Origin of the sequence: Paenibacillus sp. FSL L8-0708 (assembly GCF_038009325.1) — a bacterium.
Lineage (GTDB): Bacteria > Bacillota > Bacilli > Paenibacillales > Paenibacillaceae > Paenibacillus_AQ > Paenibacillus_AQ odorifer.
This window is the reverse complement of record NZ_JBBPBC010000001.1, coordinates 7,082,401-7,093,427: the sequence shown is the minus strand read 5'-3', so window position 1 is coordinate 7,093,427 and position 11,027 is coordinate 7,082,401. Positions and strand designations below refer to the sequence as shown.

11 protein-coding genes are annotated in these 11,027 nt (G+C 35.9%); all 11 read left to right on the top strand.

Annotated elements, in window-relative coordinates; all coding sequences use genetic code 11:
* Positions 1-2 precede the first annotated feature (2 nt).
* A complete protein-coding gene (locus tag NYE58_RS33425; protein WP_076220727.1) occupies positions 3-1,265 on the top strand; it encodes a rhamnosyltransferase WsaF family glycosyltransferase in 1,263 nt (420 codons plus the stop codon).
* A 43-nt stretch (positions 1,266-1,308) separates the two neighbouring features.
* On the top strand, positions 1,309-3,357 hold the full coding sequence (locus NYE58_RS33420; RefSeq protein ID WP_341004027.1) for a DUF2142 domain-containing protein: 2,049 nt from the start codon (positions 1,309-1,311) through the stop codon (positions 3,355-3,357).
* A 110-nt stretch (positions 3,358-3,467) separates the two neighbouring features.
* Complete coding sequence (locus tag NYE58_RS33415) at positions 3,468-4,169, top strand: glycosyltransferase family 2 protein (RefSeq protein ID WP_076276874.1); 702 nt, start codon at positions 3,468-3,470, stop codon at positions 4,167-4,169.
* Between the two features lie 13 nt (positions 4,170-4,182).
* Entirely contained in the window at positions 4,183-4,590 is a 408-nt protein-coding gene (locus NYE58_RS33410) for a DUF2304 domain-containing protein (protein WP_076276873.1), read from the top strand.
* Positions 4,583-5,533 (top strand): lysylphosphatidylglycerol synthase transmembrane domain-containing protein, encoded by a 951-nt coding sequence (locus NYE58_RS33405; RefSeq protein WP_076276872.1) that lies wholly within the window; start codon positions 4,583-4,585, stop codon positions 5,531-5,533. Before NYE58_RS33410 ends, NYE58_RS33405 begins: the two co-directional genes overlap by 8 nt.
* A complete protein-coding gene (locus NYE58_RS33400) occupies positions 5,526-6,536 on the top strand; it encodes a glycosyltransferase family 2 protein (RefSeq protein WP_076220599.1) in 1,011 nt (336 codons plus the stop codon). The genes NYE58_RS33405 and NYE58_RS33400 overlap by 8 nt, the downstream gene beginning before the upstream one ends.
* Before the next feature lie 17 nt (positions 6,537-6,553).
* Positions 6,554-7,297, top strand: coding sequence for a sugar phosphate nucleotidyltransferase (locus NYE58_RS33395; RefSeq protein ID WP_076220600.1), 744 nt, complete (start codon positions 6,554-6,556; stop codon positions 7,295-7,297).
* Positions 7,298-7,317: 20 nt separating this feature from the next.
* Complete coding sequence (rfbC, locus tag NYE58_RS33390; protein ID WP_076220601.1) at positions 7,318-7,866, top strand: dTDP-4-dehydrorhamnose 3,5-epimerase; 549 nt, start codon at positions 7,318-7,320, stop codon at positions 7,864-7,866.
* A 54-nt stretch (positions 7,867-7,920) separates the two neighbouring features.
* Positions 7,921-8,943, top strand: coding sequence for a dTDP-glucose 4,6-dehydratase (rfbB, locus tag NYE58_RS33385; RefSeq protein ID WP_076276871.1), 1,023 nt, complete (start codon positions 7,921-7,923; stop codon positions 8,941-8,943).
* 24 nt (positions 8,944-8,967) lie between these two features.
* Positions 8,968-9,831, top strand: a complete 864-nt coding sequence (rfbD, locus tag NYE58_RS33380) for a dTDP-4-dehydrorhamnose reductase (RefSeq protein WP_076276870.1) — start codon at positions 8,968-8,970, stop codon at positions 9,829-9,831.
* A gap of 118 nt (positions 9,832-9,949) precedes the next feature.
* Positions 9,950-10,930 (top strand): glycosyltransferase family 2 protein, encoded by a 981-nt coding sequence (locus NYE58_RS33375; protein WP_341004026.1) that lies wholly within the window; start codon positions 9,950-9,952, stop codon positions 10,928-10,930.
* Positions 10,931-11,027 lie beyond the last annotated feature (97 nt).

The following is an 11,027-nucleotide window of genomic DNA, read 5'->3' as shown; positions in this document are numbered from 1 at the left end:
CAATGTCTAGGTTAATTGAACATATTCTTAGAAAGGCGAAAAATAATAAGGTGATCAAAAAAGCATATCAATCCACTGTGAACTCTTATTTGAATTCCCACATTGGTGAAATTACGCCCTTTAACCCGCGAAGTACTTCATTTGAAAAAAGACGGATAAATTTACTCGTACCTTCGATTAATCAAGAACATTTATTTGGTGGCATATCAACTGCCATCAATTTTTTTGACCAGTTGTATAAATATGAACAAGACTCTTTTAGACGGATTATTACTACTGATGCAGCGCCAAATAGTGAGGACTTACTGAAATTTTCAGGGTATACTCACGTTTCTAGTGAAAATGATGTGGATGGCAACTCTCAGATAGTTTCTTTCAATGATAGATATAATAAAACAATACCCGTTGGGAAAGAAGATATATTTATCGCCACTTCTTGGTGGACAGCATATTTTGCTCAAAGAATAGTGAAATGGCAAGCGGAGTTTTACAATCAAAAACCGAAGCGAATAATTTACTTCATTCAGGATTTTGAGCCTGGATTCTATTCTTGGTCAAGTCAATACTCTCTTGCTCTAAGTACTTATTTATATAAGGGAGAGCAAATTGCGGTATTTAACTCTAGTTTGCTGAAAAATTTTTTCAACAATCATGGTTACAAATTTACAGAGGAATACTATTTTGAACCTAAACTTAATTCATCGTTAAAAAAACATTTGATATCATTTGATAAGATGGAAAAGAAAAAGAAAATACTGATATATGGCAGGCCTTCAGTGGCCAGAAATGCTTTCGCTTTAATTGTGGAATCGTTAAGAATCTGGGTTTGGACCCAGCCTAATGCGGATCAGTGGGAAGTGATTTCAGCAGGTGAGCATCATAGTGATGTGGAAATCGGAAATGGAGTTGTAATAAAATCTAAAGGTAAAATGTCTCTTGAAGACTACGCCAATGAATTAAAGGAGAGTGCATTAGGTGTGTCTTTAATGATTTCCCCTCATCCTAGTTATCCTCCATTAGAAATGGCACACTTTGGAATACTAGTCTTAACAAACAACTATGAGAATAAGAATCTTTCAGAATTACATCATAATATATATTCCCTTGATAATATAAGTCCAGATTCAATCGCTGCACAACTTACTAAGCTGTGTACTGAGTTTGAGGGGAATAAAAAGGCTGGGGATAAAGAAAGTATGGCGGATTATCTGAGTGAAGGAGAGCAATTCTTATTTATACAGGAATTATCAGAAAAGTTGAAATGAATTTGAGTGAATGCCAAATCCTTTAAAAATATTCGAAAATAAGATGAAGTGGGGATTTTTTTCGATGAAATTATTTTTTCATAATAAAGTACTTAATACTCAGAAGGTACTTTTTGCGTTTTTTATTCTGATTTCTGCAATATATTTTTCAAACGTTATATTTGAAAATAAGGATTTTTTCACGAAGATTAATCAAGATAAGGCCATGATTATTAGTCAAGAAAAAACGGATGATATCATTGGGGAAATACAAGATGAAATGACGATCACGCAGAAATTCGAGGTGAATGGTCAGGCCAATTTAGAAATCAAGATACCATTTGGGACTTTTAAAAGAGCCAATACCGGAGAACTATACTTTGATTTAAAGGAAAATGGCCAGGTAATAGAGCATAAGATTTTTGACGTTTCCCAACTTCCGGATAGTCAGGATATTTCCATAGAAATACCGAATAGTGATAATGATTCCAAAAAGAGATTGTTAGAATTTGAGATTAAAAGTAAAGGCTTATCTGGGGGGAATTCTGTAACATTATGGAGAAGCAATAATCAATTAGGGGAATTCTTTATTAATGATCAGATTCAAGATGGAAGTATTTATTTTAAGTTATTTGCTAGTAATACAACGGCTGCGTTAACTAACGGAACATTTTACTTATTATTAATTTCTTTTTTATTGCTATTTGTTGTTGTTACTTTACTTATATTTAAATTTAGAGGGAATGTTCAAAAGATATTTGTAATTCTTTCATTATCAATAGGATTATTTTTTGTTGTTATTTTTCCACCCTTTGAACATTTGGACGAGTTGGATCATTTCTATAGAGCGTATGAAGTTTCAGAAGGGAAATTCATTAATCAAACGGTTAACGGAGAACTTGGAAATTATATACCTACGAGCTTAATCTCAACTGTTAATAAAGTGAGGTATGTCCATTATACTGGGTATCAATATAATGTTGTGAAAGATACATTTTCTATGGAATTGAATCCTCAAGAGCGAGTTTTTCATAGGAATTATGCATCTATATATTCACCAGTTCTTTATATACCTCAGGCATTGGGCGTTCTCTTAGGGAGAATCTTTAATTCACCTCCAATAATGATGCTTTATTTAGGTAGATTATTTAACTTTCTTGCTTATGTTATAACTGTTTTTTTCTCGTTAAAAATATTACCATTTAAGAAAAATCTGCTTCTTGTAATAGCTCTATTGCCCATGACTCTTATTCAAGCAACATCACTTTCGGCAGATGCTCTTATGATTGGATCCTCATTTTTGTTTATCTCAGTTGTTCTTAACTTAGGGTACAATAAAAAAATACTTGAAATAAACACTAAGGATTTTTGGATATTAACTACAGTGGGTATGTATATGTCGATTTCAAAACCAGTTTACCTTCCCTTGTTGCTTTTGATATTTGCTATACCTTATCAAAAATTTGGGGATAAAATTAAATATACAAAAAAAATTCTTATTATATTGGTAAGCTCTCTGCTGCCAATGTTGATTTGGAATTTGCTTAATTTAAAAAATTTAGCGGTCCCTGACGTTCGTGGAGATACAGGAATTTCCCCAAGTAACCAAGTGCATTATGTATTAACTCACCCTTTCCGCTATATTAAGACTATGTTTGATACCTTAATAAGTCTAGGTGATTCGCAGTTTATGGGCATGCTTGGAAAGGCAGTTACAAATTATGGATATTCACTTTCTTCTTCTTTAGTTTTTGGTTTTATTTTTTTATTACTTTTCACCGCTATACTTAAGAGTAGTGATTATGAAAGAGACTCTTTAACTATAAATGTTAAGGGAAAACTCATTTTTGTTGTAATCATAGTAGGTGTTATTATCTTAACTTATACAGCTCTATATACGGGCTACACTACTGTAGGCAACAATCTTATTCTTGGTATTCAAGGCAGGTATTTCATTCCTGTTTCTCCTCTACTATTTCTTATAATCTCATCGAATAATATTGTAATTAAAGATAAAAAGATTGATATATATGTGATTTTATCTTTGTGTTTATTATTGTTTATAGTATTGCTGAATTATATCCTTAAAATCAATGGAGCAATCCCTTTTTAAAAAGTTAAGAATCAGACTAATGTTTTTGCAATTGCTTTGTTGTTAAGCTATGACATATTTGTATTGATTATTTGAGCTTTTCTAAATCTCATTGAAAGGATAGTGAATTAATGAAAGTACTTGGGATCATCCCATGTTTCAATGAAGAGGAAAATATTGAAGCGTTAATTAATGAGTTATCTGGTTATTCAGATATTTTAGATTTTGTTATTATCAATGATTATTCAACTGATTTGACTTCTGTTATATGTGAAAAAAATAATGCTAATGTAATAAATTTACCGTGCAATCTAGGTATTGGAGGTGCTGTTCAGACAGGGTATATCTATGCCAAAAAGAATAATTATGATATTGCTATACAGATTGATGGTGATGGGCAACATAATCCGGCATATATCAAAAACTTAATAGAACCCATAGTAAAAGATGGATTTGATTTTGTAATCGGTTCAAGATTTATTGAAAAAGAAGGGTTTCAATCATCGATTACTAGGAGAATTGGTATAGTTTATTTCTCGGGTTTATTGAAGTTGTTGGCCAAACGCAATGTAAGTGACCCAACTTCAGGATTTAGAGCATGTAACAAAAAAGTAATTGATTTTTTCGCAAACAATTATCCAACAGATTATCCTGAACCAGAATCTATTATGGCTCTTAGCAGAAATGGATACAGAATAGCAGAAATACCTGTTCAAATGAGGGAACGTAGTGGTGGAACTTCATCAATTAAGTCGTTAAAATCAATTTATTATATGATTAAAGTTACTCTTGCTATTATTATTGACTTTACAAGAAAACATCAAGTTACTTAAGGATGGGGTTATATTGTTCCCTTTAAAATTACAAATTTCTCTTATTTTCTTATGTTTGATTTTACTGTTTTTTTTAATTAATATGATTAAAAAGTATGAATTACAATTAAGATACGCACTTTTATGGATTTTGGTCGTTATTGTTATGTTAGTGATTTCTCTAGTGCCTCAAATCGCATTTTATTTTACGAATATATTTGGTTTCCAAGCACCTTCAAATTTTGTGTTTTTAGTGGGTATACTTTCTGGATTGGTGATTATATTCGGGCTAACCGTGTCTATTTCAAATTCATCTATAAAAGTACGTCAAATGTCCCAAGAAATTGGTTTATTAAAACAACAAATAAACAACTTGGAAGTCAAAATTAATAACTTAAATGAAGAAATTACAACGGAGAGAAGAATGGTGAGAGGTGAATAGGAAAAGACTTTTATATGTTGTTTTGGGAACAGTAGTCTCTCTGATACTCTTAGTATATGTTGAAAATAATTTTAGTAATGTGAATTACTATTATTTTATTATCGGAATTCTTGTGTACTCTTTAGTGCTCTTACTGAGGTCTTTTAAATTAAATAAAATTATGAGAGTATATACGAATATTAGTTTTAAGGAAACTGTATCATTAACCGCGTCTAGTCAACTAATGGGGGCTTTTATCCCAGGGCGAGCCGGAGAAATCCTTGTATCAGCTTATCTGAAACTTAAGTACACAGTGGATATATCGAAGGTTCTACCCATTTTATTTCTCGATAAAATTATAGAATTACTCTGTGTCTTGTTATACTCATTATTTGCAGTTTTTGTAATTAGTGAAGGCCTACTTTCCTTTTTGAATGATAGTATAAAAGGAATTCAAGATAATTATCTACTGATATCTATTGTAATAGTATTTGTATTCTTGTTGTTATTAATAATGTATAAGATTCTTGGACCCAAATTAAAGAATGTACTATCAAATATAAAACAGAGTTTGTTAATCCCGATAAAGAACCCTAAGTTAGGTATTATTATTATTGCAACATCTTTATTAACTATTATATCTGAGTATTTTTATTTATATTTTATTTTCCATGCATTCAATATTGAAATTACAATAGCAAAAGTTATTCTTGTACACTCTTTAGGGATGATTGTCGGTGTATTAAGTATGATACCGGGGGGCCAAGGTAGTACGGAAGTTACGATGCTGGCGGTATTACATTTTTGGGGTTACACAACACTCACTGTGATCTCTCCAATCTTAGCAAGTAAGTTTTTAACTTATTTTATATTGGCATTGTACGGGCTACCCTTATTACCGTATAGTGTGTCAGTACTAAAAGAAAGGAAAAAACGTTCTAGAAAGAAGATGAGTAATGAATAAGTTGGTATCTATTATTATAGTCAATTTCAACGGAGCGGAATATATTGTAGATTGTCTAGAGTCTTTGATTAATCAGACGTATGAGAATTTCGAAGTTATTGTATTAGATAATAACTCTGCTGACAATTCAGTAGAATTGATAAAAAAATATCCCTTTGTAAAACTGATAGAATCAACTGAAAATCTGGGATTTGCAAAGGGGAATAATGAAGCAATTAATCATTCTAAGGGCGAATATATTGCTCTACTGAATAATGATGCTAGAGCTGACTCAGAATGGTTAGAAAAGTTAGTAAATGAACTTGAACGAAATACTGAACTTGGAAGCTGTGGTTGTAAAATTATTTCTCACTATGATCCAGATGTCATGGATTCTGCTGGCCTACTTGTAAATGCAAGCGGTATGTCACGAGGTAGGGGGAGAAATGAGAATGTACTAAAATATAATGTTTCTGAACCCATTCTTATACCTAGTGGATGTGCTGCTATGTATAGAAGAAAGGCTCTTGATGAAGTAGGGTTATTTGATGAGGATTTTTTCTGTTACTGTGAAGATACAGATTTAGGATTTCGTCTCCAAATTGCTGGCTGGAAATGTTTATATGTAGGGGATGCAATTGTATATCATAGATACTCTGCGTCATCTGGAAAGTACTCTCTTTTTAAAACCTATTTGGTTGAACGTAATCATTATTGGTTTGTTATGAAGAATTACCCTCTATATTTGGTATTACTAAATCCCATTTATACAATAAGACTGTATCTATTTCAGTTGTATAATATGTATAAGGAGAAGGGGGCGACTAATGAGTTAATGAATAACTCCTCAAAAAAGGAGTTGTTTCTAACTTTATTAAAAGCACACAGGGATGTATGGGGAAAACTCTTTATAATGATGAAAAAGAGATCGGATATAAATAAAATAAAAAAAGTCGATAATAAACAAATTAAAGAGTGGATTAAACAGTATGGAATTTCATTTTCGGATTTGTTTAAGTCCTAAAAGTTGGAGGTCACCTAATGAAAGGCATCATTTTAGCAGGAGGTACAGGCTCACGCCTTTACCCTTTAACCAAAGTAACAAACAAGCATCTTCTTCCCGTGGGCAAATACCCAATGATTTTTCATTCGGTTTATAAATTAAAGCAAGCTGATGTAACAGACATACTAATCGTTACTGGTAAAGAACATATGGGTGATGTAGTGAATTTATTAGGCAGTGGCCATGAAATGGGTGTTTGCTTTACTTACAAAGTACAAGATGAAGCAGGTGGAATTGCGCAGGCATTGGACTTGGCAGAGCAATTTGTCGGAGATGATCAAATGATCGTTATCCTTGGCGATAATGTATTTGCTGACGATATTGCTCCGTATGTGCGTAATTTCCGTGAACAAAGGACAGGTGCGAAGATTTTAATACAAGAAGTTTCTGATCCTAAGCGTTTTGGTGTACCTGAACTAGATGGAAATCAAATCATTTCTATTGTAGAGAAACCAGTTATGCCTAAATCAAACTATGCAGTAACAGGCATTTATATGTTCGATAGTGAAGTGTTTAATATTATCAAAACGATTACTCCTTCTGCACGTGGAGAATTAGAGATTACAGACGTTAACAATGCATATATCAAACGTGGAGAATTGACATTTGATATTCTACAGGGCTGGTGGACGGATGCAGGTACACATGCCTCATTAGCTAAAGCACATAACTTGGCTCAAGACCTTCTCTTTGGTGAAGAATTCGGAAAACTGAAACTTTAGATGTGAAGGAGCTTTGCAATATGAAAGTTACACCTCTACAACTACAAGGCGCTAGTATACTAGAACCTGTAGTTCATGGCGACAACCGGGGTTTTTTTATGGAAAGCTACAACGAAGAGATAATGCATAAACTCGGTATAACTTACAATTTCGTTCAAGACAATCAATCCCTCTCCGCAGAGGTTGGGGTGTTACGTGGGCTGCACTACCAGTTGACCCCTAAAGCGCAAACAAAGTTAATCCGCGTCTTATCCGGTGTGATTTACGATGTTATCGTAGATATCCGTCGTAATTCCCCTACATTTGGTCAATGGGTCGGAGTAATTCTTAGCGAATATAATAAACGTCAACTACTGGTGCCTATAGGCTTCGCACATGGTTTCTGTACGTTGGTACCTAACACCCAAGTATTATATAAGGTGGACGAATATTATTCCCCTGAAAATGATCGCGGCATATTATGGAATGATCCAGCCTTAGGTATTGATTGGCCGATTTCTAGTCCGGTATTGTCGGATAAGGATCAACGTCATCCATTACTGAAAGATGCGGAAATAAACTTTGATTAAAAGTGGAAAGCAAAAACTTAAATATAATCTCAAAGAACAAAAGGTGGGCTATAAATGAAACTGCTAGTTACCGGCGGAGCTGGGTTTATCGGCAGCAACTTTGTGCTGTATATGCTGCAACAACACCCTGATTACGAAATCGTTAATGTAGATGCGTTGACGTATGCAGGCAATCTAGAGAATCTGAAAGCAATTGAGAACCATCCTAATTACACTTTTGTAAAGGCTGATATTACTGATGTTACTGCGATGGATGAACTGATTAGCCAGGGTGTCGATGTCGTTGTTAATTTCGCGGCTGAATCGCATGTGGATCGGAGTATTTTAGAGCCGGAAGTGTTTGTGAAGACGAACGTACTTGGAACACAAGTGCTTTTGGATGCGGCGAAAAAATACAGTATCACTAAATTTGTTCAAGTATCTACGGATGAGGTATATGGATCACTGGGAGCGACTGGATTATTCACCGAAGAAACTCCTTTAGCTCCTAATAGTCCATACTCAGCAAGTAAAGCAGGCGGAGACTTACTAGTACGTGCATATCACGAAACGTTTGGACTGCCAGTGAATATTACCCGCTGCTCAAACAATTATGGCCCGTACCAATTCCCGGAAAAGCTTATTCCGCTGATGATTTCCCGTGCACTTGCTGATCAAGCGTTGCCTGTTTATGGCGATGGAATGAATATCCGCGATTGGTTGTATGTTGAGGATCATTGCAGCGCGATTGATCTGGTTATTCACAAGGGTGTGAACGGCGAAGTCTACAACATTGGTGGTAATAATGAACGTACGAATGTGCATATTGTAAACACGGTGTTGCAGGAACTAGGCAAGCCCGATTCTTTGATTACTTATGTCCAAGACCGTCCAGGTCATGATCGCCGTTATGGTATCGATCCAACTAAGATTATGAATGAACTGGGATGGAAGCCGAAACATACGTTTGAAACAGGTATTAAAGAAACTATACAATGGTATCTCAATAACCGCGAGTGGTGGACCCGTATTCAATCTGGGGAATACCAAAAATATGCTGAACAGCAATATGGTGATCGTTTAGGCGACTCATTGTAATTTTGATACGGAGGTAAACTAGCTATGAAGGTACTTGTTACAGGTGCGGCCGGACAACTAGGTCAGGACGTAGTTTTACTGCTCCAGCATCAAGGTCACGAAGTGTTGGCTTGCGATCGTCAGGAGATGGATATTACTGATCTGGATCAGTGTATCCAAGTTATTGGCGGGTTTGGACCGGATGCGGTTATTCACTGTGCTGCTCATACGGCAGTAGATGCGGCAGAAAGTGATATTGATGCAGCTTATTTAATTAATGCTACTGGCAGCCGAAATGTAGCGCTAGCTTCTGAAAAAACTGGGGCTAAGCTGGTGTATATTAGCACGGATTATGTGTTTGATGGTATGGGAGCACAGCCTTACCATGAATATGATAATACAGACCCTAAGAGTATATACGGCAAATCGAAACGTGCGGGTGAGGTACTCGTTCAATCCCTCACCTCTAAGTATTTCATCGTACGAACATCATGGGTGTACGGCAAATACGGGAATAACTTTGTCAAAACAATGCTAAAGCTTGGTCAAGAAAAGCCAATGCTTCAAGTTGTTGATGACCAAAAAGGTTCGCCTACTTATACAGTCGATTTAGCTCGATTCTTGCTTGAGCTTGTTCAAACTGAGAAGTATGGTGTATACCATGCGTCAAATAGCGACTCTTGTACCTGGTTTGAATTTACACAGGCGATCTTTGCAGAGGCTGAGGATATTTTGGGTTTTAAATTCACTGCTGCGCTTGAACCGTGTGCCACGGAACAGTTTCCAAGACCTGCACCACGTCCTCGGAATTCGGTGATGGAGCATCTGTCCATACGTACGAATGGTTTTGAGGACATTCGACCTTGGCGTGAAGGCTTGAGAGATTTCCTCTTAGAGTTAAAAGAATAGAACAATACCAATTGAAACTCCCATATCGTTTATAACGATGCGGGAGTTTTTTGTGTTCTTTCGTTATAATAAGAAGGAAGTAGGTAGTTAATAAGAAATTACAAAGTCGAGGATACTCATGAATAACAAAACAGTTAGTGTACATATCGTCACCTACAACAGTGCGGATGATATTATAGATTGCTTAGAGGCAGTAATGGCACAGGATTATCCTATTGAGAAAATTGTTGTTGTGGACAATGCGTCTTCGGACGATTGTGCAGAGAAAGTGAACACTTTCTTTAACATGGTCGATACTATCAATTCACAAGCTAACAAGGAAGCGCCCACGAGCCTTCTACTTATCCAAAATCAAAAAAACACAGGCTTCGCCCCAGCTCATAACCAAGCTATAGCTGCTACAGAAACAGATTACATACTAGTCCTTAATCCGGATTTGACGCTCGCTCCAGACTATATCTCCAGACTAATCACACAGATGGAGAATAATCCACAGATCGGCAGCGCCACAGGTATGCTTTTGCTAAAGGCTGATCACGGATCAGTGGATAGCACTGGTCTTCAGATGAACAAGGCACGTCGTGCGTTTGACCGTGGTGCGGGGGAGCCAGCAGAACTATGGAAACAGTCGGGTACAGTATTTGGTGTATCTGGGGCGGCGGCGATGTATTCTCGACGGATGATTGAAGACGTTAGTGTTGATGGGGAGTTTTTTGATGCAGATTTTTTTGCATATAAGGAAGATGTGGATGTGGCTTGGAGAGCACAGCTATTTGGCTGGCAGGGGTATTATGATGCTGAGGCAATTGGGTATCATGAACGTGGGTGGAAAACGTCTGGCCGTAGTACCAAACCAATGTTCATCCGGCGAATATCTTACATTAATCGCTACAAAATGATCTACAAGAATGAATCGGCTCGAACTATGCTGAAGACAATTTTGATTTCCCTTCCCTATGAAATTGCCGCGCATGGTTATATGCTTCTGAGAGAGCCAAAGTTAATCGTAGTGTGGAAATCCTTTTTCACTCAGCTCCCAGCGTTAAAAAAGAAACGAAAATATATACAGACCATCGTAAAAGAGCGAAAGAACACGTAAATCAAACAGTATCTGGAAAAACCTCCCTGAAAGGTCATCTCATCTCAGGGAGGTTTTATGTTATAATAATTGTCGGTAGATTACTATATTTGTCAGG

Bases quoted from the DNA above. Each gene is read 5' to 3' on its own strand.
- NYE58_RS33415 (WP_076276874.1), top strand. From the start codon at position 3,468: ATGAAAGTACTTGGGATCATCCCATGTTTCAATGAAGAGGAAAATATT.
- NYE58_RS33395 (WP_076220600.1), top strand. From the start codon at position 6,554: ATGAAAGGCATCATTTTAGCAGGAGGTACAGGCTCACGCCTTTACCCT.
- rfbC (WP_076220601.1), top strand. From the start codon at position 7,318: ATGAAAGTTACACCTCTACAACTACAAGGCGCTAGTATACTAGAACCT.
- NYE58_RS33400 (WP_076220599.1), top strand. From the start codon at position 5,526: ATGAATAAGTTGGTATCTATTATTATAGTCAATTTCAACGGAGCGGAA.
- NYE58_RS33425 (WP_076220727.1), top strand. From the start codon at position 3: ATGTCTAGGTTAATTGAACATATTCTTAGAAAGGCGAAAAATAATAAG.
- NYE58_RS33420 (WP_341004027.1), top strand. From the start codon at position 1,309: ATGAAGTGGGGATTTTTTTCGATGAAATTATTTTTTCATAATAAAGTA.
- rfbD (WP_076276870.1), top strand. From the start codon at position 8,968: ATGAAGGTACTTGTTACAGGTGCGGCCGGACAACTAGGTCAGGACGTA.
- NYE58_RS33375 (WP_341004026.1), top strand. From the start codon at position 9,950: ATGAATAACAAAACAGTTAGTGTACATATCGTCACCTACAACAGTGCG.
- rfbB (WP_076276871.1), top strand. From the start codon at position 7,921: ATGAAACTGCTAGTTACCGGCGGAGCTGGGTTTATCGGCAGCAACTTT.